The sequence below is a fragment of the Congregibacter sp. genome (assembly GCF_965660375.1).
Taxonomy (GTDB): Bacteria; Pseudomonadota; Gammaproteobacteria; order Pseudomonadales; family Halieaceae; genus Congregibacter.
Map to the genome: position 1 here is coordinate 1 of NZ_CBFHZO010000131.1, position 25,095 is coordinate 25,095.

At 57.4% G+C, this 25,095-nt stretch carries 21 protein-coding genes, 1 tRNA gene and 1 pseudogene; 8 read left to right on the forward strand and 15 right to left on the reverse strand.

Annotated elements, in window-relative coordinates:
• Positions 1–385: pseudogene (locus ACTG3T_RS13860) on the forward strand (IS481 family transposase); the annotation flags it as partial.
• 56 nt (positions 386–441) lie between these two features.
• On the opposite strand, the gene ACTG3T_RS13865 reads toward ACTG3T_RS13860, so the two are convergent.
• From ACTG3T_RS13865 to bioB, 4 genes are all read right to left on the reverse strand, one after another.
• Positions 442–518, reverse strand: a tRNA-Pro gene (locus ACTG3T_RS13865).
• A gap of 71 nt (positions 519–589) precedes the next feature.
• The gene (locus ACTG3T_RS13870; RefSeq protein WP_439102878.1) at positions 590–823 is read right to left on the reverse strand and encodes a DUF3094 family protein; all 234 of its coding nucleotides are present in this window, start codon (positions 821–823) and stop codon (positions 590–592) included.
• 104 nt (positions 824–927) lie between these two features.
• Entirely contained in the window at positions 928–2,721 is a 1,794-nt protein-coding gene (locus ACTG3T_RS13875) for an acyl-CoA dehydrogenase C-terminal domain-containing protein (protein WP_439102879.1), read from the reverse strand.
• 263 nt (positions 2,722–2,984) lie between these two features.
• Positions 2,985–4,085 carry a biotin synthase BioB gene (gene bioB, locus ACTG3T_RS13880; RefSeq protein WP_439102880.1) on the reverse strand — a complete coding sequence of 367 codons (1,101 nt, stop codon included), beginning with the start codon at positions 4,083–4,085 and terminating at the stop codon, positions 2,985–2,987.
• Positions 4,086–4,166: 81 nt separating this feature from the next.
• Here bioB and ACTG3T_RS13885 point away from each other — a divergent pair, with 81 nt between their 5' ends.
• From ACTG3T_RS13885 to ACTG3T_RS13905, 5 genes are read left to right on the forward strand one after another with little or no spacing between them, the layout of a single operon-like run.
• Positions 4,167–4,874 carry a ComF family protein gene (locus ACTG3T_RS13885; protein ID WP_439102881.1) on the forward strand — a complete coding sequence of 236 codons (708 nt, stop codon included), beginning with the start codon at positions 4,167–4,169 and terminating at the stop codon, positions 4,872–4,874.
• A complete protein-coding gene (modA, locus tag ACTG3T_RS13890; protein ID WP_439102882.1) occupies positions 4,871–5,713 on the forward strand; it encodes a molybdate ABC transporter substrate-binding protein in 843 nt (280 codons plus the stop codon). The genes ACTG3T_RS13885 and modA overlap by 4 nt, the downstream gene beginning before the upstream one ends.
• Positions 5,704–6,381 (forward strand): molybdate ABC transporter permease subunit, encoded by a 678-nt coding sequence (modB, locus tag ACTG3T_RS13895; protein ID WP_439102883.1) that lies wholly within the window; start codon positions 5,704–5,706, stop codon positions 6,379–6,381. Before modA ends, modB begins: the two co-directional genes overlap by 10 nt.
• Positions 6,378–7,451, forward strand: a complete 1,074-nt coding sequence (gene modC, locus ACTG3T_RS13900) for a molybdenum ABC transporter ATP-binding protein (protein ID WP_439102884.1) — start codon at positions 6,378–6,380, stop codon at positions 7,449–7,451. Before modB ends, modC begins: the two co-directional genes overlap by 4 nt.
• Positions 7,448–8,428 carry a serine/threonine protein kinase gene (locus ACTG3T_RS13905; protein ID WP_439102885.1) on the forward strand — a complete coding sequence of 327 codons (981 nt, stop codon included), beginning with the start codon at positions 7,448–7,450 and terminating at the stop codon, positions 8,426–8,428. The genes modC and ACTG3T_RS13905 overlap by 4 nt, the downstream gene beginning before the upstream one ends.
• A gap of 12 nt (positions 8,429–8,440) precedes the next feature.
• Here the strand turns inward: ACTG3T_RS13905 and ACTG3T_RS13910 are convergent, their stop codons facing one another.
• Positions 8,441–9,166: an acyltransferase gene (locus tag ACTG3T_RS13910; RefSeq protein WP_439102886.1), complete on the reverse strand. Its 726-nt coding sequence runs from the start codon at positions 9,164–9,166 to the stop codon at positions 8,441–8,443.
• Positions 9,167–9,245: 79 nt separating this feature from the next.
• Here ACTG3T_RS13910 and trmB point away from each other — a divergent pair, with 79 nt between their 5' ends.
• Both trmB and cysE read left to right on the forward strand, forming a co-directional pair.
• Positions 9,246–9,923 carry a tRNA (guanine(46)-N(7))-methyltransferase TrmB gene (trmB, locus tag ACTG3T_RS13915; protein WP_439102887.1) on the forward strand — a complete coding sequence of 226 codons (678 nt, stop codon included), beginning with the start codon at positions 9,246–9,248 and terminating at the stop codon, positions 9,921–9,923.
• A gap of 95 nt (positions 9,924–10,018) precedes the next feature.
• Positions 10,019–10,813: a serine O-acetyltransferase gene (gene cysE, locus ACTG3T_RS13920; RefSeq protein WP_439102915.1), complete on the forward strand. Its 795-nt coding sequence runs from the start codon at positions 10,019–10,021 to the stop codon at positions 10,811–10,813.
• A 186-nt stretch (positions 10,814–10,999) separates the two neighbouring features.
• On the opposite strand, the gene hemE is transcribed toward cysE, so the two are convergent.
• From hemE to ACTG3T_RS13970, 10 genes are all read right to left on the reverse strand, one after another.
• Positions 11,000–12,067, reverse strand: a complete 1,068-nt coding sequence (hemE, locus tag ACTG3T_RS13925; protein ID WP_439102888.1) for a uroporphyrinogen decarboxylase — start codon at positions 12,065–12,067, stop codon at positions 11,000–11,002.
• Between the two features lie 80 nt (positions 12,068–12,147).
• Positions 12,148–13,569 (reverse strand): FAD-dependent oxidoreductase, encoded by a 1,422-nt coding sequence (locus tag ACTG3T_RS13930; protein ID WP_439102889.1) that lies wholly within the window; start codon positions 13,567–13,569, stop codon positions 12,148–12,150.
• 22 nt (positions 13,570–13,591) lie between these two features.
• Entirely contained in the window at positions 13,592–18,034 is a 4,443-nt protein-coding gene (gltB, locus tag ACTG3T_RS13935; protein WP_439102890.1) for a glutamate synthase large subunit, read from the reverse strand.
• A 163-nt stretch (positions 18,035–18,197) separates the two neighbouring features.
• Positions 18,198–19,283 carry a 3-dehydroquinate synthase gene (gene aroB / locus ACTG3T_RS13940; protein ID WP_439102891.1) on the reverse strand — a complete coding sequence of 362 codons (1,086 nt, stop codon included), beginning with the start codon at positions 19,281–19,283 and terminating at the stop codon, positions 18,198–18,200.
• A gap of 30 nt (positions 19,284–19,313) precedes the next feature.
• Positions 19,314–19,826, reverse strand: a complete 513-nt coding sequence (gene aroK, locus ACTG3T_RS13945; RefSeq protein WP_439102892.1) for a shikimate kinase AroK — start codon at positions 19,824–19,826, stop codon at positions 19,314–19,316.
• A gap of 87 nt (positions 19,827–19,913) precedes the next feature.
• Positions 19,914–22,100 (reverse strand): type IV pilus secretin PilQ, encoded by a 2,187-nt coding sequence (pilQ, locus tag ACTG3T_RS13950; RefSeq protein ID WP_439102893.1) that lies wholly within the window; start codon positions 22,098–22,100, stop codon positions 19,914–19,916.
• A 19-nt stretch (positions 22,101–22,119) separates the two neighbouring features.
• On the reverse strand, positions 22,120–22,653 hold the full coding sequence (locus ACTG3T_RS13955; protein ID WP_439102894.1) for a pilus assembly protein PilP: 534 nt from the start codon (positions 22,651–22,653) through the stop codon (positions 22,120–22,122).
• Positions 22,653–23,267 (reverse strand): type 4a pilus biogenesis protein PilO, encoded by a 615-nt coding sequence (locus ACTG3T_RS13960; protein WP_439102895.1) that lies wholly within the window; start codon positions 23,265–23,267, stop codon positions 22,653–22,655. The genes ACTG3T_RS13955 and ACTG3T_RS13960 overlap by 1 nt, the downstream gene beginning before the upstream one ends.
• 3 nt (positions 23,268–23,270) lie before the next feature.
• Positions 23,271–23,837 carry a PilN domain-containing protein gene (locus tag ACTG3T_RS13965; RefSeq protein WP_439102896.1) on the reverse strand — a complete coding sequence of 189 codons (567 nt, stop codon included), beginning with the start codon at positions 23,835–23,837 and terminating at the stop codon, positions 23,271–23,273.
• A complete protein-coding gene (locus ACTG3T_RS13970) occupies positions 23,837–24,901 on the reverse strand; it encodes a pilus assembly protein PilM (protein ID WP_439102898.1) in 1,065 nt (354 codons plus the stop codon). The genes ACTG3T_RS13965 and ACTG3T_RS13970 overlap by 1 nt, the downstream gene beginning before the upstream one ends.
• Positions 24,902–25,095 lie beyond the last annotated feature (194 nt).

A 25,095-nucleotide genomic window follows, 5' to 3' on the forward strand; every position in this document is an offset into this window, starting at 1 on the left:
CAAACCCGCCTCCTTCAACTTCCTGCAGCAGCAGGAGCGATTTGACCGGTTCATCGAGGTTTACAACAACGAGCGGCCTCATCAGGCCCTCGACGGTAAGTACCCCGGCGATCTCTTTACACCCTCAGTGCGCGCCTACCAAACGCCACAGCCTCCTGAGTACCCCTACCATGACCGCACGATTAACGTGACGCGGTGCGGCCGTATCTGCATCGGAAGACGCAAAATCAACCTCAGCACGGTATTTGCCGGGCAATCAGTGGGTATACGGGAAGTCGCCGACAATATTTGGCTTGTCAGCTTTATGGATTATGATCTGGGATTCTTTGACGAGGATGTCGGCCGGGTAGAACCCGCACCGAATCCTTTTAAACCGGAACTGTAAACTATGTGTCCGGTATAAAGTGTAAAGGATGTCTCCGGTACGGACCCTTTGTAGAATGGTCGGTGTGAGAGGATTCGAACCTCCGACCCCTTCCTCCCGAAGGAAGTGCGCTACCAGGCTGCGCCACACACCGACAGTGCTCTTACGAGCGGCAAAATCATAGCAAACTCGTCTTTTTAGTACACACCGGTCAGCACACGCTGATCAGTACACGCCGGCCTGATGCGCCAGCCATTGACTGAAAAGACTCAGGCCGCCAACGACCACGATAAGCATTACCAACAAATACAGAGGCTTGAAGGGTTTTCGCTCGACGGAGTTAACACCGCGTTTCAGGAACGCGTCGACCTTGGCCTGATCTTCTGGATACAGCTGGCGTTCGGGTTCCTCGGCAGGGCCTGCCGCCGGGGACTCCTGCTTGTCTTGGTCTTGAGACATTTAACGTCTCCTGGAAACGAAAGCGGGCGCGAATTATCGCGCCCGCCGTTGGATATTGCACCCCCGGATCGCCTGCAAAAGCGATGGGGGAGCTTTCAAGATGATCAGAATGCGAACATTGCTTCCGGCATAGCCATAAGGTTGTCGGCACCGGACAGCAATGACTGCTTATGTGACAAGGTTCGCGGCAGGATGCGCTCGAAGTAAAAGCGCGCTGTCATCAGCTTGGCTTCGTAGAACGCGGTATCGCCCTCACCTGCGGCAATTTTCTTTTGCGCGACAATAGCCATCTGCGCCCAGAAATACGCCAACACGACATAACCAGAGTACATGAGATAGTCCACGGAGGCGGCACCCGCCTCATCAGGGTTTTCCATGGCCTTGCCACCAACTTCAAGGGACATGGTCAGCCACTCGTCCTTATAGGTCGCCAGGGGACCGGTGAATTCAGCGTAAGCCTCATCACTGTTGGCATCGACGAACTCGCCCATCATCTCGGTAAAGCCCATGAGTAGCTTACCGCCGGAGCCAAGCACTTTGCGGCCGATCAGATCCAAAGCCTGAATACCGGTTGTACCCTCATATAGGGTAGCAATGCGCGCGTCCCGGGCAATCTGCTCCATGCCCCACTCGCGGATAAAGCCATGGCCACCGTAGATCTGAATGCCGTGATTGGCCGCTTCAAGGCCCGCCTCCGTCACAAAAGCTTTGGCGATGGGCGTAAGCACTGCCATCAGGTCATCGGCTTTCTTGGCGCTCTCTTCGTCACCGCGTTCAACAATGTCACCGAGCTGCGCTAGGTAATACAACATAGCGCGACTGCCTTCGGCGATAGATTTCTGAGTTAGCAACATACGACGGACGTCGGGATGCACAATGATGGGATCCGCAGGACCATCGGGGTTCTTGGGACCGGTGAGGCTGCGCATGGCCAGACGCTCGCGGGCGTATTCGAGGGAGCCCTGATAGGAGAGCTCGGCGTGGGCCAGACCCTGGATCGCGGTACCGATACGCGCCGTGTTCATAAAGGTAAACATCATGTTCAAGCCACGATTGGGCTCGCCGATGAGGTAGCCCTTGGCACCGTCGAAGTTCATCACGCAGGTCGCCGACGCTTTGATGCCCATCTTCTTTTCAATAGAGGCACAGTGCACACCGTTGCGGTCCCCAAGGCTGCCGTCTTCGTTCACATTGAACTTGGGGACAACGAACAGCGAGATACCTTTGGTGCCTTCGGGCGCATCTGGCATACGGGCGATCACGATGTGCACGATGTTGTCGGACATGTCGTGTTCGCCGGCAGAGATAAAGATCTTGGTGCCGGTAATGGCATAGCTGCCGTCCGCCTGAGGCTCCGCCTTGGTGCGTAGCAGGCCCAGATCCGAGCCGCAATGAGACTCAGTAAGACACATGGTGCCCGTCCAGTTACCTGCGACCAGCTTGGGCAGATACTGCTCTTTCTGTTCCGCAGATCCGTGGGCTTCCAGGGTCTTGATGCAGCCGTGGGACAGACCCGGGTACATAAGCCAGGACCAGTTAGCGGTTCCCGCCAGTTCGTTGATCACAATACCCAGCATATTGGGCATGTCCTGACCGCCAAACTCGGGCTCCGCAGACAGCGACGGCCAGCCATTGTCGACATACTGCTTGTACGCTTCCGCAAAGCCTTCGGGAGTCTTTACGCCCTCTTTGGACCAGACGCAGCCTTCTTCGTCACCACTTTGGTTCAACGGTGAAAGCACGTTCTCGGCAAATTTGGCGCCTTCTTCGATGATGGCGTTCATCAAGTCTGGTGTCGCTTCTTCGTAGCCTTTTAAGCCGGCGTACAGCTTTTCGGTGTCGAGCACCTCGTTGATGACAAACTGGATATCGCGCAGCGGCGCTTTATAGGTTGGCATGACTCTCTCCCCAGAAGGTCGGCGGTGACACTCGTCCGTTGCGAGGCCTTGAGCCGATGTGTTCAGTGTTAACTTCGGGGCCTATTATAGTCAAATTCTCTGACGCTGCATGAATATTTTTGTGATCGTGCCCGCAAGAAGTTGGTCACTTAAGCGCGCAAAAGCTGGGCAACAACCTGCAACGATCGGGAATACCTGATGTAAGTAAATACTCACTCACAACGAGAGCTTTTGTTATTGGGTATTCACGCGGCCAAGTCAGTCTAGGCTTTCATGGCGTTGTAAAACCGGGGATCTGCATTCTCCTCTCCAGACATCTCCCGCTCCTCAGGATTGATACCCAATCGTGCAAACAGTGCGAGATCACTATTGGCGCCGGGATTGGCGGTGGTGAGTAACCTCTCACCATAGAAAATCGAGTTTGCGCCGGCTAAAAATGCCAGCGCCTGGGTCTGCTCATTCATGTCCTCCCGACCCGCGGATAGCCGCACGTGGGATTGGGGCATCAAGAGTCGAGCAACAGCAATGGTCCGGACAAACTCAAAGGGATCCAGATCAGCCTCTTCGGCCAATGGCGTGCCTGGCACACGCACCAGCATATTGATGGGCACGCTGTCCGGATGCTCGGGCAGGTTTGCCAGCTGCTGCAGCAAACCGACGCGATCAGCCTGGTCTTCACCCATGCCCACAATGCCCCCGCTACAGACCTTCATACCCGCATCGCGAACATGCTCCAGCGTCTCCAGGCGATCGGCGTAGGTACGCGTGGTAATGATGTCGCCGTAATACTCCGGCGAGGTATCAAGGTTGTGGTTGTAGTAATCGAGACCCGCCTCGGCCAGGGTTTTGGCCTGCGCATCGCTGAGCATACCCAGGGTCATGCAGGTTTCCAGGCCCAGGTCTTTCACGCCTTTTATCATCGCAGTGAGTGCCGGTAGATCGCGGTCCTTGGGTGATCGCCATGCGGCCCCCATGCAGAATCGCGTCGCGCCGGATCGTCTCGCCGCTCTCGCCTGCTCCAGCACCTGATTAACTTCCATAAGTGCCTCAACCGACAGACCAGTATCGAACCGCGTGCTTTGCGGGCAGTAGGCGCAGTCTTCGGGACAGGCGCCGGTTTTGATCGAAAGCAAAGTGCTCACCTGCACCGCATTCGGGTCAAAATAACAGCGGTGCACAGACTGCGCCCGAAACACCAGTTCACTGAATGGCAACGCGAAGAGCGCCGCTATCTCCGCTCGCCGCCAATCGTGGCGAAGGAGGTGCGAACCAGATTCGCCAGAAGCCGCGACGTCGATGTTCTGGCCCCCATAGCCTCCGCTCTCGGACTCCGGGGTGATATTTGATGGCAGGGGCTGATTCATAGAAGGACTCTCATTAAGGGGTCGCCATGGTAAATCATCAGCTCCATTGGTCAACCAACCTAAATACTAATGGTTAACAGCGTGATAAAAGGCGTGGCGCGCAACCTCCTCGACTACCTTGCACCGCAGCTTTGTATCTACTGCGACCAGCCCAGCCACCGTCTGGAGAGAATCTGCGAAGTTTGTGAGGATGCACTTACCGTAAATGATGCCCCGTGCCCGCGCTGCGCACTGCCGGGCATGGGCGGGCGGCTGTGTCCCCATTGCCTGAAAGAAGATCCTGCTCTGACCAGCGTCACCGCCGCTTTTGTATACGACGCGGCAATCGCCTACCTGATGCATCGCTGGAAATATCTTGGCGAGGCGAATATGTCGCTAACGGCAGCTAAAATAATCAACAATACAGGCATCACCCTCAAAAATTGTGACATCCTGTTTGCCACGCCACTCCATTGGCGTCGACGCCTACGCCGCGGGTTTAACCAAAGCGAGGACTTGCTTGAGGCGCTCTGGGCGCTGCAGCATTCGCCAGGGCGCGCGCGCCCATCGGGTGTAGCGCTTAAACGCCAGAAGATCACCAAAGCCCAGGCCCATGCTTCACGACGGGAGCGGCTGGGCAATCTCCAAGGGGCTTTCGCCGTAGAAGGCAACGTGAGCGGATGCTCCGTGGGCATTGTTGACGATGTGTGCACCACCGGCGCGACGGGTAACGCCATGGCAACGGCCCTTTTGCAGGCAGGCGCATCCGAAGTGCATCTCTTTTGTCTTGCCCGAACGCCATCGCGTTGACCTACAATGCAGCGATGTATCTCACCCTCTTCGCCACCGGATTTTTGCGCCTCTTCTACGCCTGTTACGCCAGGAATTTTCGTCAGCCGCGAAGCTATCAATACTCATGCCTATCGCTACTGCTCATCGCCCTGGTATTACTGAGTCCGAACAAAAGCTTTGGTGATGACAGCCGCTCTGATGACAAGCTCTCGCTAAGGGTGGCGGTTGCGGCCAACTTTCGGGCGGCCGCCGAGCAAATAGCTGAGAAGTACTCCGCGGCCAGCGGGGTGCCAGTGCAGATCAGCAGTGCATCAACCGGTGTGCTTGCCGCCCAAATGCGCCGCGGCGCCCCCTTCGATGTGCTCCTGGCTGCAGATCGCGCGCGACCTCAGGCATTGGTGAAAGACGGAACAAGCCCGGGCCCAGCGGAGTGCTATGCCGTAGGCTCGCTAGTGCTTCTGGGCGCAGACGACCTGCAATCCGCCCTTGCAGATCGGAGCAAGAGCATCGCCATTGCCAACCCTCGTTCGGCGCCTTACGGCATTGCCGCCGAAGCAGTTCTGGGGCGGGATGGTTTTGCGAACGCTGCACAGCGGCGGGTTGTACGGGGGAGTAACGTGCAGCAGGCAATGCAGTTTTTTGCCAGCGGTGGCGCGGACCTAGCGCTGGTTGCCCGCTCCTTGAGCCCTATCGACGGCATCGCTGTTCCCAAGACCTGGTACCCACCCATCAAACAATATGCGGTGTTGAATGCCCGCTCAGAAAATCTGGCGACCGCGGGTGCTTTTCTTGAGTATCTTCTGGGTCCGAAGAGCGAACCGGTGCTTGCCAGTTTTGGATACCAGCAATGCTCCTGAGCGAACTTGAGTGGCAGGCTATAAGCTTAACGCTACGATTGGCGACGGTGAGCACGGTGATCTTGATTCTTTTGGGCACCCCCCTTGCCTATTGGCTATCGCGCCAGCGGGGATCCTTCGCCGCGTTCATCGAAGCCCTTGTTGCCCTGCCATTGGTGCTACCGCCCACGGTGCTCGGTTTTTATCTATTGCTGGTGCTTGCACCCGATGCCCTCCCCGGCAAGCTCTGGCAGTCAGTCACCGGCACCCAACTGGCCTTTAGCTTCTCGGCCTTGGTCGTGGGTTCGGTGATTTATTCGCTGCCCTTTGTTGTGCAGCCGCTGCAGCAGGCCTTTGCCCGGGTTCCCGACAAGCTTCTCAGCGCTGCAGCGACCCTGGGCGCAACACCCCTCGAGCAATTCAGAGCCATCACTTTGCCGTTGTGTAAGCGGAGCTTTGTGATCGCCGGCGCGCTGGGTTTTGCTCACACTGTGGGGGAGTTCGGTGTCGTTCTCATGATCGGAGGGAACATTCCCGGCGAGACGCAGGTCCTGTCTATCGCCCTATATGATCACGTGGAGGCCATGGACTACGGCAGTGCACATCAGATCGCAATCGGCCTGGTCGCGTTTTCTTTGCTGCTGTTGTTTTGGCTGTACCGTGATCGCGGCTGGCGGATCGGTCGATGACCAGGCTGTCACTCCACATAGAGCACCGGGATTCGGAGGGCTTTCAGCTCAGTGTCCGCACGGATTTGACGCTTACCGGCGTGACTGCGCTTTTCGGACCCAGCGGGAGTGGCAAGACCACAATCCTCGATTCCATCGCAGGCCTGCGGGCTGATATCGACGATGCCATCATCTCCTTTGACAAGGAGCATTGGCAAACGGTTACTCAACACACACCGCCCTGGAAACGATCCATAGGCTATGTGTTTCAGGATGCGCGACTATTCCCTCATATGACCGTCGCACAGAACCTGACCTTTGCCGCGAAGCATGCGAGCGCGCCGCCTGACGCGCAGCAGATCGCAAAGGCGATGGACATCGCAACGTTGATGGACCGACTCCCCCATACCCTTTCAGCGGGACAGCAAGCCCGCGTTGCTATTGCCCGCGCGCTCATGCGTGACCCAAAGCTTCTGCTCCTGGATGAGCCTCTCGCGAACCTGGATAAGGCCGCCGCTGCAAAGTGCCTGGCCTGCCTCATGCGTATTCATCGAGAACGTGATGTACCCATCATCTACGTGAGTCACCAGATTGAAGAGCTCAGCGCCATCGCCGATGAAATCCTGTTCATCGAGAATGGCAGAATCACCGAGCAAGGTTCGCTGCTGGAGCTGGCGAGTCGCTTGGATACACAGCTTGCCGACGATGAATCAGCCGCAAGTTTGCTTGCAGTAGAAGTGCATGGCCAGGATCCGGATTTTGGGCTCACGGAACTCCGCGTAGACGGGCTTTCGCTCTGGGTGGCAGGGCAGGAGCATCGCGGCGATACCCGCCGCCTGCGCGTACCCGCGCGCGATGTGAGTGTCTGTCGCGAGCAGCCGTCAAACACCAGTATTCAGAATATTCTGCCGGTCACGCTGTTGGAGGTCCGGCAGCTCTCGAACGCCCACTGCCTTCTGCGCCTGCAGTTGTCACAGCAATGTCTGCTGGCGCGTATTACGCGACGCTCGCAGGAAGACCTCAACCTACAAGCCGGTGATCATTTGTTTGCACAGATAAAAAGTACAGCGCTGTTGGGCGACGCGGGATGAGCAAGCATCCCTTTGATGTGCTGACCCCCGACGCGATTATCGATGCCGTGGAAGCTGCCGGCTTTGTGAGCGACGCACGACTGCTCGCCCTTAACAGCTATGAGAACCGCGTGTATCAGGTGGGTATCGAAGACGACACACCGGTGATTGTGAAGTTTTATCGCCCCGGCCGCTGGACCGAAGAGCAGCTTCGCGAAGAACACAGCTTCAGTGAGGAGCTCGTCGAGGCAGAAATACCGGTGGTTGCGCCCCTTAAATCAGGCAGCGGAGAAACCGTTCATCGGTGGGAAGGTTTACTCTATACCTTATTTCCCCGTCGCGGCGGTCATGCACCGGAGTTCGATAATCTCGACAACCTACTGGTGCTTGGCAGGACCCTGGCACGCATCCATGCCATCGGCGCGACTAAGCCATTCAGTTATCGACCTAAGCTCGAGGGCCAGCACATTATCGATGAGAGCCGCAGTCTATTGCCGGATAACTTCATACCGACTGAATTGAAGACTGCCTACCTGACGCTTCTCGATGATCTGGAGCGTGAACTCGCGCCCAAGATTGAACAAATGGAGACAGCCGGTGGCATTCGCATCCATGGCGATTGCCATGGGGGAAACATTCTCTGGCGGGATGACACCGCAAACTTTGTGGACCTGGACGACTGTATGACCGCACCGGCGATTCAGGATCTGTGGATGTTTTTATCCGGCGAACCCCACGAGCAGGAGATTCAATTGGGCGAGGTCGTCGCAGGCTATGAAGAATTTTTTGAGTTTGATCCGCGGGAATTACATTGGATAGAAACACTGCGGACGCTTCGCATTATCCGCTATGCCGCCTGGCTCGCACGCCGCTGGGATGATCCCGCGTTTCCTAAAGCCTTTCCGTGGTTTAACTCCGAGCGCTATTGGTCAGATCATATTCTGGAGCTGCGGGAACAGTTCTCGCGATTGCAGGAGCCTGTGTTGAGACTGCTATGACTGCCGCAGTGCTCACGGTTGCCGCGACGCCGGAAACACAACTGTCCACAACCATCGCCAAAAACTATTCTTGCCCAATACCATACGATCCACTTCATCAAAGAATCGCAGCTGTCCTTCGGGGTCTGCGAAGTAATCAAGACGGGTAACCATCTCCCGCTCAGGATCGAGCTCTCTGACAACCTTCGCGGGGTTGCCCGCAACAATGACATTCGCAGGGATGTCTTTCGTCACCACCGTCCGCGCCGCGACAACGCTGTTCTCGCCAATAGTGACCCCCTTGAGCACCGTTACGTGATCCCCCAACCAAACATTGTCGCCAATATGCACCGGGGTGACCTGCTCACTGCGCTGGGTACGATCGTAAACCGTGTGCCAGTCGGAGTCGGTGATATAGGTGCCGTTGGCCATCATTACGCCATCGCCAATGGTGACCTCATCGGAGGCACTGATGCGCGAGCCCGGGCTCATGAGCACGCCGCGACCGATGCGAATCGTGCCCGCCCCCGCCTCGCGACCCCATACCCCAATCTCGACACGGTGCATGGGTTCTGCCACCGCGGTAAAACACTCGCCGATGTGAATGTTCGGGCCCGAGATAATCACGAAGCGCGGTTTCATAAAGGTTGAGTAGTCGCCAAGGCTGGCGCACTCCGGGCGCAAAAAATAATCCACATACCAACGGCGATAACGAAGGTAGGCTTTTTTTACCCAGTAGGGTCTCAGGTCATCACGCATCAGGAAACGGTAAGTTTGCGACTATCGAAGAACTAACCGTATCATTCCCAACCCGCCGCCAACCAATCAGATTTACCTAATGCAGTCATCGTCCAGGCAGGTACAGAGCAGTCAGCGCGGCGTTCACCCGGGACTGCCGGCGCTTGTGCGACGACATCAGCAGCACGCATGGCAGAAACCGACACAACAGGTTGATGTGCCTGCATTGCGGGCTGTGGATACGGCACTGACAGCGCACGAGGGACCGGTTGTGCTGGATTCCTATTGCGGCACCGGCCAGAGCACCGCACGGCTCTGCAAGCGTTACCCCGATGCCCTGGTCATCGGTGTCGACAAGTCCTCTCACCGGCTGGATCGTCATCCAGCACTCCCAAAGAATGGCCTGCTCCTGCAAGCCCACTGTGAAGCGGTGTGGCGACACCTGGTAGAGCGGCAGACAAGGCTATTGGCCCACAAGATTCTGTACCCCAATCCCTGGCCAAAACCCGGTCACCTCAGTCGCCGTGTACATGGTCATCCCGCATTCCCGCTGCTTTTGGCCCTGGGTGGTGATCTGGAGCTACGGAGCAACTGGCAACTGTATGTCGAAGAGTTCGGCGTCGCGCTCAGTCTGCTTGGACATCCGTCCCGGGTCGCGATAGTTCCCTCTGATGACGAAGCGCTGACGCTGTTTGAAGAGAAATACCGGAATAGTGGGCACGAACTCTGGTCACTTTCAGCGCCTATGGTGAGCTCCAGGCAGGGAATTGCCGTATAGATCCAGACATGAAGACGACACGGCAATCCGCTACCCTTAGCCCCACGAAAATAGCGCCGTGACTACAGCGCCGTAAAAAGAGGAGCAGACTTATGATGCCCGGAATCGACGATCCCATCTGGCAACGAATACTGGAAGAGACGCGCCACCACTCCCAGGACGAGCCGATGCTTGCAAGTTACTTGCACGCCACCATCCTCAATCACAAGAAGATTGAGCGATCCCTGAGTTTTCTGCTGGCGAACCAACTGGACAGCCCGGCCGCCTCATCATTGCTCTTACGTGAGGTGATGCTGGAAGCTTTTGAGGCCGACCCCACCATTCTGGATGCGGTCCGGGAGGATCTACTGGCGGTTCTGGACCGGGATTCGGCGACCCATGAGTTGTACATACCCTTTCTTTATTACAAGGGCTTTCATGCGCTGCAGGCGCACCGTGTTTCTCACTGGCTATGGACCGAAGGCCGACAGTCTCTGGCGATGTTCTTTCAGAACCGCGTAAGCACCAAATTTGCCGTCGACATTCACCCCGCCGCGCGCATTGGCCGGGGCATCATGCTCGATCACGCGACGGGCCTGGTCATCGGCGAAACCGCTCGCGTGGGCAATAACGTATCGATACTCCAGTCCGTAACCCTGGGCGGTACGGGCAAAGAACACGGCAACCGTCATCCGAAAATCTGCGATGGCGTGCTCATCAGTGCCGGCGCGAAAATTCTCGGCAACATATGCGTGGGAGAAGGCGCAAAGGTCGGAGCAGGCAGCGTCGTCCTGGAACCCGTGCCACCACACACGACCGTAGCCGGTGTGCCTGCCAAAGTCGTCGGCAAACCCAAATCAGATCAACCCGCTCTCGATATGGACCACAGCTGGCCCTGCTGCGACGACTGAGTAGCTGAATCCGAATACTAGAGACGCTTTGCTTACTCGGTAGCGATTACGCGGACCGCCAAAAAGCGTCATCCATGACAGGCTCGGCGAGCGCCATCCATGGCGATCGACGTCCGCTCCATTCGCTACCAAGCAAGCAGTGCTCGCTCACGCAACGGTTAAGCAATACTGCGACGGGGAGACTGGCTAGTCGCGATGATATTGGGGTGACAACTCAACCACTGCATCGACAAATGCGGTCACGTGATCGGGATTAACGCCGGGCGTGATGCCATGACCGAGGTTGAAGATGTGCCCACTGCCGTGTCCGAAGCCGGCAAGAATGCTCGCCACTTCTTCTCGGATACGATCGGGGGAGGCGAACAGCATCATGGGGTCCATGTTGCCCTGGATCGCCACACGATCACCGACCAGTTGCTTGGCAGTGGCAATATCGGTGGTCCAGTCAATGCCTACGGCCTGAGCACCGCATCCAGCGATGGTCGGGAGCCACTGTCCGCCACCCTTGGTGAAGACAATAACCGGTACCGGACGGCCGTCGGCCTCACGAGGTAGACGCGAGACGATGCGCTGCATGTACTTGAGAGAGAATTCTTTATAGGCACCGGCACTCAGACTGCCACCCCAGGTATCAAAAATCTGCACCACCTGCGCTCCAGCCTCGACCTGTGCCGTTAGATAGTCGGCAACGGCATCCGCCAGCAACGTGAGCAGCTCGTGCATGAGTTCTGGTTGGTCGTAAGCCATGGTTTTAACGCGGGAGAAGTCCTTGGATGAACCACCCTCCACCATGTAGGTCGCCAGGGTCCATGGTGAGCCCGAAAAACCGATGAGCGGTACGGAGCCATTGAGTTCCTTACGAATGGCCGTGACAGCATCCATCACGTAGCCCAAATCATCACTCGCCTTGAAAGAGTTCAGTCCCGCGAGATCTTCGGCGCTGCGCACGGTTTTTCTAAACCGCGGCCCTTCACCGGTCTCAAAGTACAGTCCCAGACCCAGGGCATCAGGAATCGTAAGAATGTCTGAAAACAGAATCGCCGCATCCATGGCGTAACGACGCAGGGGTTGCATGGTGACTTCGCAAGCAAGCTCGGTGTTTTTACACAGGTCCAAAAACGATCCTGCCTGCTCTCGCGTGGCGCGATACTCGGGAAGATAGCGACCGGCCTGGCGCATCATCCACAAGGGCGTGCGATCTACAGGCTCGCGCATCAGGGCTCGCAGGAAACGGTCGTTTTTCAGTTCACTCATCGTTATTTTTTCCTCAACCGGCCGTGACCGACCGGTGACTCATTAAATCATTAGTTTATTTTTTACTGGGAGCTGCGATCTCAGACCTCGAGGTAATCGAGAATCCCTTCGGCAGCCTGGCGCCCTTCCCAGATCGCAGTTACCACCAAATCGGAACCGCGTACCATGTCGCCACCGGCAAAGACCTTGGGATTGCTGGTCTGGAAGCCGAACTTTTGATGCTCTGCGGCAACCACTCCACCCCAGTCATTCACGTCAACGCCCACGTCTTCAAACCAGGGCGCGGGGCTGGGCTGAAAGCCAAAGGCCATGATGATCGTGTCGGCCTCCAGTACTTCCTCGCTACCGGCAATGGGCTCGGGGCGACGGCGGCCATCGGGGCCGGGAGGACCCAAACGGGTTTCGATGGTTTTTACGCCGCAGGCATCGCCAAAATACTCCACCACCTCTACGGGCTGGCGATTAAACAAGAACTCCACGCCCTCTTCCCGGGCGTTGGCGACTTCCTTGCGGGAGCCCGGCATATTTTCTTCATCGCGACGATAGGCGCAAATCACATGCTCCGCCTGCTGCCGAACCGCCGTACGTACGCAGTCCATGGCGGTATCACCACCACCAAGGACAACAACCCGCTTACCCTTAAGATTGATATAGGCATCAGGATGTTGCTCAAAGCCGAGGTTGTTATTGACGTTGCCAATAAGAAAATCGAGCGCCTTGTGCACACCGGGGAGGTTCTCGCCAGGGAAGTTACCCTTCATGGGCGTGTAGGTGCCCATGCCCATAAATACGGCGTCATATTCCTCCATCAGCGTATCCATGCTGATGTCGCGACCGATTTCGGTGTTCAAACGGAATTCCATACCCATCTCGGTGAAAATCTCGCGGCGGCGCATCATCACCTGCTTTTCGAGCTTGAATTCCGGAATACCAAAGGTCAGCAGGCCTCCTATCTCGGGGTAGCGATCAAAAATCACCGGCTTGACGCCCGCCCGCACCAGAATATCCGCACAGCCAAGACCCGCAGGGCCCGCGCCGATGATGGCAACGCGCTTGTCCGTAGGCACCACGTCAGACAGATCCGGCCGCCAACCCATGGCCAGGGCGGTGTCGGTAATGTATTTCTCGGCAGAGCCGATGGTGACGGCACCAAAGCCGTCGTTGAGGGTGCAGGCCCCCTCGCACAGTCGATCCTGGGGGCACACGCGACCACAGACTTCGGGGAGCGTGTTGGTCTGATGGCTCAGCTCCGCGGCCTCAAAGAGATTGCCATCGGTCACCAGCTTCAGCCAGTTGGGAATGAAGTTGTGTACCGGGCACTTCCACTCACAATAGGGATTGCCGCACTCGAGGCAGCGATCGCTCTGGTCCTCCACCTGTGCCTTGGTGAAGGGATCATAGATCTCGACGTACTCGGTCTTGCGAGAAGGTAGATTCTTCTTATCGGGGTCGGCGCGGCCGACATCAATAAACTGAAAATTGTTACTTACGCGTCCGCTCATAGAGGTCGCTCCGACGTGTTACCTAGTCTGTTTCGCGCAGGCGGCTCAGCAATTGCTGAAGATCGGCGGCCTTGGGTTTCACCAGCCAGAACTTACCTACATAGTCTTCAAAATTATCCTGGATCTTCAGCCCCCAGGCAGAGCCCGTCTCGGCTACATGCTGCCTGAGAATATCCAAAAGATGGGTCCGGTAGGCCTCCATGTACTCCGAGCTTACCCGGTGAATTTCCACCAGCTCGCTGTTGTAGCGATCAATAAACTGTCGCTGCTGATCAAGCACGTAGGCAAAGCCACCGGTCATCCCCGCTCCAAAGTTCACCCCGGTGTCACCCAGTACCGTAACGCAACCACCGGTCATGTATTCACAGCAATGATCGCCAGCGCCTTCCACCACGGCATGGGCGCCGGAGTTGCGCACTGCAAAACGCTCGCCGGCAATGCCCGCCGCGTAGAGCGCGCCACCGGTGGCACCATAGAGGCAGGTGTTACCGATGATGGTTGTTTCCTGGGACGCGTACTTGCTGTTGGCGGGCGGGTAAACAACCAGCTTGCCGCCGGCCATGCCTTTACCCACGTAATCGTTGCTGTCGCCCTCGAGATACATGTGCAGGCCACCGGCGTTCCAGACACCGAAGCTTTGTCCAGCCGTCCCCGTAAGCCTGAGGGTGAGCGGCGCGCTTTCCATGCCCATGTTGCCATGACGGCGGGCGATTTCGCCGGACAGCCGCGCCCCGATGGAGCGATCGCAGTTGGTAACAGAAAAAGCGTACTCGCCACCGCTACCGGCCTCGATAGCGGGCAAAGTTTCTTTGAGCATCGCCTCGGCCTTCTCACCGCGATCAAAGGGATCGTTGGAGGCGACCATGCAAAATTCCGGCTGCCCTTCGGCGTCCTCGGACTTGTGGAGAATCGGCGCAAGATCCAGGGACCGCTGCCGGGCGGTATCGCCGGGGAGTCGGTGTAAAAGATCTGTGCGGCCGATCAGCTCTTCCAGGGATCGCATGCCCAGACTCGCCAGCCATTCGCGGGTCTCCTGGGCAACAAAGGTGAAGAAGTGCACCACCATCTCCACCGTGCCATTGAAATGATCGTCCCGGAGATATTCGTTCTGTGTGGCAACACCCGTGGCGCAGTTATTCAGATGACAGATGCGCAGGTACTTACAACCCAGCGCCACCATGGGCGCGGTACCGAAACCAAAGCTCTCGGCACCCAGGATTGCGGCCTTCACCACATCCAGACCCGTCTTCATGCCGCCATCGGCCTGAAGACGCACATTACCGCGAAGACCATTGCCCCGGAGGGTCTGCTGCACCTCCGCAAGACCCAGCTCCCAGGGTGACCCCGCATGCCTGATTGACGTGAGAGGGCTCGCCGCCGTACCACCGTCATAACCGCTGATGGTGATCAGATCCGCATAAGCCTTGGCAACACCCGCCGCAATGGTGCCCACACCAGGCTCAGATACCAGTTTTACCGATACCAGAGCTGAAGGATTCACCTGCTTAAGGTCAAAGATCAGCTGGGCAAGATCTTCAATGGAATAGATATCGTGGTGCGGCGGCGGGGAAATCAAGGTCACGCCCGGCACGGAGTAGCGCAAACGGGCTATCAGCTCGTTGACTTTACCGCCGGGGAGCTGGCCGCCTTCGCCAGGCTTTGCACCCTGAGCCACCTTGATCTGCAATACTTCGGCGTTCACCAGGTAGTGGGGTGTGACACCAAAACGGCCCGACGCAATCTGTTTGATCTTGGATACGCGATCGGTACCAAAGCGGGCCGGGTCCTCCCCGCCCTCCCCGGAATTGGAGCGCGCGCCCACACGATTCATCGCCGCCGCGAGGGCCTCGTGCGCCTCGGGACTCAGCGCCCCCAGAGACATACCCGCAGAGTCAAAGCGCCGCATGATGGCTTCCACCGGCTCCACTTCATCGATGGGAATAGGCCCTGTGCTGGCGACCGGCGTAAACAAATCCCGAAGCGTGGCTACCGGACGCTCATTTACGAGCTTGGCGTAGCTTTGATAGTGCGTGTAGCTACCCGACGACACCGCCTGCTGCAGTGTCATCACCACATCAGGGTTGAAGGCGTGGTACTCCTGGCCGTGCACGTACTTTAAAAGGCCGCCCTGACTGATACCCTTGCGCTGGCTGCAGGCCAATCGGGCCAGGGCCTCCGAGTCTTCCTGCAGATCGACAAAGCGCGCGCCTTCAATGCGACTGGCCACGCCGCAGAAGGCAGTCTCGATGACCTCCTGGGACAGACCTACCGCCTCGAAGAGCTGCGCCCCGCGATAGGAGCTCACTGCGGAGATTCCCATCTTGGACATAATTTTTAGTAGGCCTTTATTGAGGCCGCGACGATAGTTCTTGTAGCAGGCACCGGGCTCACCCAGCAGCTCACCGCTGCGCAGGAGCTCCTCCAAAACCGAATAGGCGAGATAGGGGTACACCGCCGTGGCGCCAAAACCGAGGAGGCAGGCAACCTGATGAGAGTCCCGGGCGCTGGCGGTTTCGACCACCAGGTTGGCATTACAGCGCAAACCGACCTGTATCAGGTGGTGATGCACCGCACCGGTGGCGAGCAAACTGTGCACGGGCAATCGGCCGTCATCAATGCGGCGGTCCGACAGCAGTACTATCGTGTTGCCATCGCGAACAGCCGCTTCGGCTTCCTGTTTCAGCGCCTCGACGGCACTGCGCAAATCGGTTTCCCTGGGATCAAAGCTGCAGTCGATATCCGCAACCTGAAAACCCGGCCGATCCAGATTCATGAGCGTATTAAATTTGCCCTGGGACAGCACTGGCGAGGTGAGGATCACCCGATCCGCATGCTCCGGCCCCAGGTGAAACAGATTCCGCTCCACACCGATGGCCGTCTCCAAGGACATAACAATGGCTTCGCGCAGGGGATCGATGGGCGGATTGGTAACCTGGGCAAACTTCTGGCGGAAATAGTCATAGAGAGAGCGCTGCTTCAGGGACAGCACCGCCATGGGGGTGTCGTCACCCATGGATCCCACGGCCTCGTTGCCAGACTCTGCCAGGGGACGCAGCACCTGCTCCCGTTCTTCAAAGCTGACCTGGAACATCTTCATGTAGGCCTGAAGATCGTCAGGGTCAATACCCTGGGTACCCTCACCGTGAAAACTTCCCACGATGCGTTGGGAGCTCTCCTTAAGCCAGCGCTTGTAGGGATGGGCTGACTTCAGACGATTATCGATTTCGTCGGTCTGCAAAAACTCGCCGGTGTGGGTATCGATCACCAGCAGCTGTCCGGGTCCTACACGGCCCTTGGCAACCACGTCTTCATTCTTGTAGCCATGGGTACCCACTTCCGAGGCGACGGTGATAAAACCATCGGTGGTACGCACCCATCGTGCCGGGCGGAGGCCGTTTCGATCCAGCACGCAAACCGCGTAGCGACCATCGGTGAGCACTATGCCCGCCGGTCCGTCCCAGGGCTCCATGTGCATGGAGTGGTACTCGTAAAAAGCCTTGAGATCCGGGTCGATGGACTCAATATTCTGCCAGGCCGGCGGAATCAGCATACGCAGCGCCCGGGGCATATCGACGCCACCGGTAAGCAGCACATCCAGCATGTTGTCCAGGCTGGAGGAATCGGAACCACTGCGATTCACCAAAGGGGCGATGTCGGCAATGTCCGGCAGACGGTCGTTTTCAAACATCGCGGTACGGGCCGTGGCCCAGTTACGGTTGCCCTCAATGGTGTTGATCTCACCGTTGTGAGCAAGAAGCCTGAAAGGCTGTGCCAGAGGCCAGCGGGGCATGGTGTTGGTGGAGAAGCGCTGGTGAAAAACACAGATGGCTGTGCACAGGCGTTCATCTGAAAGATCGTGGTAGAAGCGCGGCAGGTCCACGGGCATGACCAGGCCCTTGTAGGCAATCACCCGGGACGACAGGCTGCAGATATAGAACTCCCGGTCGCCTTCCGTGGCAATTTCAGTTTTGCGGCGTACAACAAACAGCGCGGTGGAAAGCTGGTCCTGGGTCAAATCGCCCGCATCAATAAAAACCTGCTCGATGCGTGGCAGCCCCGCAAGGGCGATCTCACCGCAGACACTGGTATCAACCGGCACCTCGCGCCACCCCAATACCGCAAGTCCCCGGTCACGGAGCGCTGCCTCCAGCGCGTCGCGTCCTGCCTGTGCCTGGATCTCGTCCTGGTTGAGGAATATCTGCCCCACCGCAAGACGCCCAATGGAGTCGGCATTAAAATGCTCTTTGGCCAGAGCACGCATGAATGCTTCGGGCATTTGCATGAGCAAGCCGCAGCCGTCGCCGGTGCGTCCGTCCGATGCAATACCGCCCCGGTGCGTCATGCAGGTCAGAGACTCGATGGCCACCTGCAGCAGGCGGTGACTCGCGTCGCCCGACATGTGCGCGATAAGACCAAATCCGCAGTTGTCGCGGACTTCCTCAGGACTGTACAGGCCTGCGCTCATACCTTGATAGTATTCCTTTAAAAACAATTACTTGTGGCCACCCTCATCTGTCAACCATTGCGGTGGTCGAAATGAGAGTCGGCCGGTACCTGCTGCTGCGTGGTTTTTATTGCAGGCGGGGGGGAGCAAGTTTACACAGTTGCGAAAACGGGAACAAACCCGTTTATTCGGGGCAGAAGGTCCGGAGAAACTCCTCCAGTTCGGCCCTGGGGATATCGTCAACAACAGCGGCCTTGCCAAGCTGATCAAGCAGTACCAGGCGTAATCTGCCATCAACAACCTTTTTATCCCGCAGCATGTGCTGGGTCCAGATAGCAACGGACATATCCTGCGGTGGCGCAGTGGGCAGCGCCATGGCCTCAAGCCACTGCACGAGTTCAGCGACCTCGCTGTCGCTAATACAGCCCCGCCGCGCCGAAAGCCGGGCGGCAAGGACCATTCCGGCGGCAACCGCCTCACCGTGGAGCCAGTTGCCATACCCCTGCGCCGCTTCGATAGCGTGCCCAAAGGTGTGTCCAAGGTTGAGGATTGCCCGTATACCGCTCTCTCGCTCGTCTTCCGCGACAACCCGTGCCTTGGCCGCGCAGCTGCGCTCAATAGCCTCCTCAAGCACGGCCTTGTTGCGCGAAACAAGGTCATCGCGATGCTGATGGAGCCACTGGTAAAACGCGGGATCACAGATCAAGCCGTATTTAATGATCTCGGCGAGACCTGCGGCGTACTCCCGTGCCGGAAGACTATCCAGGACGTCGGGGTCGATAAACACAGCCTGGGGCTGGTAAAAAGCGCCAATCATGTTTTTACCCAGGGGATGATTAACGCCGGTTTTCCCGCCGACGCTGGAATCAACCTGTGCGAGCAGGGTGGTGGGTATCTGAATAAAGTTAACGCCGCGCTGATAGCTGGCTGCGGCAAAGCCGGCCATGTCGCCCACCACCCCCCCACCCAGAGCGATAAAGCTGGTGCTGCGGTTATGGTTGTCCCGAAGGGCGGTATCAAAGACCTGCTCCAGGGTTGCCAGCGTCTTGTACTCTTCTCCGTCCGGGAGCAACACCTGAGAAACTTTGAGAGAGTCATCCAGGTGCCCGAGAAGACGCTCCATGTATAAGGAAGCGACGGTAGTGTTGCTGACAACCACTACCTGCTTGCCCTTGATGTGCCGGTTCAGGCGCTCAGGATCGTCCAGCAAGCCACTCTCTATGTAGATAGGGTAGCTACGCTCATCAAGCTGTACGTTGAGTGTACTCATAGGGACAAAACCGCACTGCGACAGGGCGGCTTAAGGTAACTGTGCAAGGAGTCTCTGTGCAATCACCTTGGGACTACTGCTGTCGGTATCGATGATGTGATCCGCGACCTCCCGATAGAGGGGGTCCCTGAGTGCAAACAGCTCCCGAAGGGTAGCTTCCGGATCCTTACCATTGAGCAGGGGTCGGCTGCGGTCCCCTCGGGTTCTCCGAATCTGCTCATCAAGGGTTGCATGAAGATAGATGACAAAGCCTCTTGAGGCGAGGACCCGCCGATTGGCATCGCGCACCACCACGCCACCGCCGGTCGCCAGCACCGTATGGTCCAGAAGCGTCATTTCGTCAATGACCGACTCTTCCCGGTTCCGAAAGCCCTCCTCACCCTCGACATCAAAAATCCACGCAATGTCAGCGCCGGTGCGGGATTCAATCTCGGAATCACTGTCCGCAAAGCCCAATTTGAGACCCCGGGCCAGCAACTTGCCAATCGTCGTTTTCCCGGCGCCCATGGGGCCCACGAGAAACACACGGTTGTAGTTAGTCACTGAGGATTGCTCACAGGAGGGTGCTCAGGCATTGCCGCTCACAGACCCGGTGCCGTCACGTCACACTCTGCCAGCACCGGGTTTGCATTAATCGAGCAGCGTGTCAGCAAGGATCCTTGGCGTGATAAAGATCAGAGTTTCGGTCTTGGTCCGCTGGTTCGATTCATTTCTGAACAGCGCGCCCACATAGGGCAGGTCACCAAAGAAAGGCACCTTGCGGGTGGTTTCCAGGTTCTCCGTGCGGAATACGCCACCCAAAACTACGGTCTCGCCGTTACCTACCAATACCTGGGTAGTCAGCTGGGTAGTATCGATAGCGGGGATCAGACCACCCTGACCGGACGGCACAAGGTCACCTACGGAGTCCTGATTGATGATCAGGTCCAGGAGAATACGATCATCGGGAGTGATGTTGGGTGTGACATCCAGCTTCAGCACCGCTTCCTTAAACTGCACCGCGGTCGCGCCGCTCGCAGCTGCCTGCTGGAAAGGAATCTCGGTACCGGACTTGATCGTCGCCGGCTGCTTATCGCCGGTAATCACCTTCGGCTGGGATACCACTTCGCTTTTGCCCGCTGCTTCCAATGCGGACAGCTCAGCGGTGAGATACAGACTGCTGGAGGTGAAGCCCACAGCAAATCCGCTGGTGGACGAGCCGGAGCCCAAATCAACAAGGAGGGCGCCGGGGTAGGAGAGATCCGGCTGTGTACCATTGATAACCGAATTGTTCAGGTTAACGGCATTCGTAGCATCACCGGTAACCGACAAGATATCCCCGTTGGCGTCGGGCTCCAGATAACCGCCGCCCCACTGGATTCCCAGCTCTTTTTCAAGATCAGACTGGGCAATAACAATACGCGACTCGATCATGACCTGGCGGATGGGGATGTCAACGCGATCAATTAACTCCCGGATCTCTGCCAGCTTTGCAGAGGTCTCGGTGACGATCAGGGAGTTGGTGCGCGCCTCGACAATCACGGAGCCGCGGGACGAAATGAGGCTCCCGCCGTCTTCAGACCCCGCCTGGAACAGACCCACAATGTCCGCCGCGTTGGCATAACGAATGCGGATAAACTCACTGGAGAGCGGTGCCAGCTCTGCAATCTGCTTGTTGGCCTCAATCTCCTGACGCTCCCGCTCGGCAATCTCTGCCGCCGGTGCCACCATTAACACGTTGCCAATCTGACGCTTGTCCAAACCCTTGGTTTTGAGCACCAGCTCCAGAGCCTGATCCCAGGGCACGTTCTTCAAGCGCAGGGTAATGCGACCGGAGACCGTGTCACTCGCCACCAGGTTCAGCTCGGTGAAATCGGCAATCAACTGGAGTACCGCGCGGACTTCAATGTCCTGGAAGTTCAGGGAGATACGGTCACCCACGTAGGCAAACTCATTGCGCCGCTCTTCAGCCTCTTTTTTACTCAGAGGCTTGATGCTGACGACGTATTCGTTATCTGTCTGATAAGCGAGGTAATCAAAGGGCCCGTTCGTTTTGAGGGTCAGGGCCGTGCCGCGCTCGGAGGTGTTCACATCAACGCTGTTCACCGGCGTGGCAAAATCGGTGACGTCGTAGCGGCGCAGCAGTCGTTCAGGAATATCGGTATCGAGAAACTCGACCTTGATATCGCCGCTCTCGCTGAACACGTTTACGTCCACCGAGGGATCAGTAAGCTGCAGAATCAGTCGTCCCTCGCCTTGAGGCGAGCGCTGGAACTGCAAATCGGAAATGCTGGATCGCACGTCAGCAACGGACTCGATCTTGGTTTTTACAGCGTTGGCATCGCTTTCCTGCTTGAAGTACTCCGCATCCGCATCCTGCCCTACCGTGAGGAACAGGCTGTTGCCCTCGACACGGGTGTCGTAGGGAACCAGCTTCACCAGATTGAGCACGAGACGCGTACGGTCACCGGATTCAAGTACCAGCACGCCGGTGGCATTACCGTAGGGCAGGCTGTAGCGACGACGCTCAAGCTGGGATGTGGTGTTGGGAAAATCAATGGAAATGCGGGCGGGCTTTTCGATGGTATAGGACTGCAGCTCCGAGGGCGGCACCTCATCAAAATCCAGGCGCACTTCAAACTTGCTGCCGGGGCGCGAGCTGAACTCAATATCCGTAACTGCCGTGGCAAAGGCCTGCGTGCAGCCTAAAAGCGCCAACATTGCAGCCACGATGCGCAGGGCAGATCGGCTCAGGGCGGCGCGCCAGGCCATTCCGCCAGCGTTCCCGCGCTGAGCGTTCACGGCCATTTCAGCCCTCGCAGTTTGGTTTCCATTCATGGTCTTCACCCAGGGCGACCTACAAGCCGCTCAATTCTATGGTGCGCGGTCGCTCTACCCAACCGTCGCTTGTGCCGTCCGTAACAATTTCCACCACGGCCAAATAGGTATCTGTCATCTCAACAATCTTGCCGTGATTGCGGCCCAGGTAGTTACCCACCCTCACTCGATGGATCCCGCCTTCGGGATCTCTCACCAGGCTCCAATTGTTGGCTCCTCTCTCCAGAGACCCCACCATTGCCAGGGAGTCAAAAGTATATTGCTCAAGAAATTCCTTGGCGCGATTATCATCGGGCTTGATCGCACTGATGGACTGCAGCTGAGTTATCTCCCGGACCTCGATGGGCCGGTCAAAGGGGCTGCGCAGACGCGTAGCGCTATAGGCAAAGGCCTCATACGCTTTAAAAGTTGGAATCGGTGCAATGATGCCGCCGGGGCGAGCCTGCTTCTCAGCCATAAAACTGTCAAGATCAGAAAAATCCCGCGACGTGCAGCCGGCGACCAGCAGAAAAAGCGGGAAAAGCAGCGCTAATTGGGTCGTCGCTCTCATCATCAGCCCTCCCCTTCCTTATAGCGGTAGGTCTTGGCGGTGATGTTCATACTCAGGGCCGCAGAGTTATCGCCGTTAGCACTGATGGTAAAGTCGTGAAGGGTCACAATACGCGGCAGACCCGCCATGCCGCTCACAAAAGCACCCAGGTCGTGGTAGGACCCGCTCGCCACAATCGCGATGGGCAGCTCCACATAGAATTCGCGGCTGACCTCTGGCTGCAGATCAATGCTGCTGATCGCCAGACCATTCAGCAGACCTTTGTTAGTGATGTCCTCCAGAAGCCCCGGTACTTCGGTATCTGAGGGCAGCTGGCTGATCAGCGCGCCAAAGGACTCTTCCATCTCCGCCATCTGGCGGCGGTAGGCATCCAGGTTTGCCACCTGAAAAGCTTTCTTTTCATAATCCTGCTTTAGGGTGGATTCGCGACTCTGCTCACTGGCCAGCTGCAGCTGCAGGTCCTTGATGTGGTAGTAATAGCCACCTACAAGGACCAATACAAAAAGCAGGATGCACAGAATCGTTTTGACCACCACCGGCAGGGAGCCAATGTTGTCGAGATTGATGTCGTTGACATCAAACTCCCGGAGGGAACGCAGCGTGTCATCTAACGCCATCGATCAATCCCCCGACTCATTGTCTTTGGCGGGCAAGTCCACTTTTACGCTGAGATCAAAAGTGTTGGCCTGTTCGCCATAGACCGGTGCGGCGCGGACGGCATCAAGGTTGGGATCCTTGAGCCAGTCCGATGCGTCCAGACGACGCATCAGGCTCGACACCCGGTTGTTGGACTCCGCGACGCCCTTGACGCTGAGATCAATGCCTCGCGCACTCACGTTGGTGTAAAAAACGCCATCGGGCACGGTTCGCACAAGCTGATCCAGTACGCGCACAATAATGGGACGGTTGCCCTGCAATTCCTGAATAACCCGCATACGCTCGATCAACTGGTTACGCTTGCGTTGCAGGTCCTTAATCTCTTCGACCTGTTTATCCAGCTCGCTGATATTGGAGGCAATATAGTCGTTGCGGTCCTTTTGACTGTCGATCTGCGCGTTCACAAAGCGGTCGCCCAGCATCACCAGAGCGACTCCGGCGGCAGCCACCAGGCCCAGGATACTCAAAAAGGCTCGTTTCAGCTCCTCGCGCCGGGCCTCTCTCCAGGGGAGTAAGTTAATGCGCGCCATTAATCGAAGCTCCGCAGGGCCAGACCGCACGCGATCATCATGGCAGGGGCGTCACTGCCCAGAGCCACGGCGTTGACGCGAGGAGAGATCGTCATTTCGGCGAAGGGATTGGCAACCACGGTGGGGGTTCCCAGTTGCTCCTGCACCAGATCCGACAGGCCGTCCATAAAGGACACACCACCGGCCATAATAATGTAGTCCACGTCGTTGTACTGACTCGAGGAGAAGAACAGCTGCAGCGACCGGGTCACCTGCTGCACCACCGCATCCCTGAACGGGTTCAGCAGCTCGGGTTCGTAGTCATCGGGAAGACCACCCTGCTTCTTGGCAAGACCGGCCTCCTCCAGAGGAAGCCCGTAGCGGCGCATGATCTCGTCCGTCAGCTGCTTGCCTCCGAACAGCTGCTCCCGGGTATAGATCGTATTGCCATCTTTAAGGACGCTGAGCGTTGTCATGGTGGCACCGATATCGACGACGGCCACAACGCTGTCTTCTTTCAATTCGAGATGCTCACGAATGAGCGAATAGGACCGCTCCATCGCGTAGGCTTCCACATCAATGACCTTGGCTTCGAGATCCGCCCCTTCGATGGCCTCAACGCGAAGATCAATGGTCTCCCGCCGGCAGGCGGCGAGAAGCACTTCGACCATATTCTCGCGCTCCACCGAAGGATTCTGCACTTCAAAATCCAGTGCGACCTCTTCGAGAGGATAGGGAATATACTGATCGGCTTCGAGGGTGAGCTGCGTCTCCATCTCATCGTCGGAGAGGCCCGAAGGCATGTCGATGAGCTTGGTGATGACCGAGGAGCCGGCCACAGCGGCCGAAACCTGCTTTACTTTGGACCGGGACTGGGCCACCACGCTGCGCACAGCGTTCGCCACGCCATCCACGTCATTGATGGCCTTCTCAACTACCGCATCCTGGGGAAGCGAACACACCGCGTAACTTTCCACACGGTACTTGTCCCCAGTACGACTGAGCTCCAACAGCTTGACCGTCGTGGAGCTGATATCGATCCCCAACAACGGCGTCTGCTTACGTTTTCCTAGCAACCCAAGCAAGTCGTTTTCCTATAAGTTTCACGGACTTAGCTTCACTTTGTATTCTTGTACTTGAATATTAAGCGATAAGATAGCCTACAATGCAATCAAAACACAAAAAAAGCATATAATTACCATCAACAAACATCCACAGTCTCGCGCGAATTACGCTGAATTCACCGCCAATGACGGCGCTGCGCAGCGAACCCGAGCGA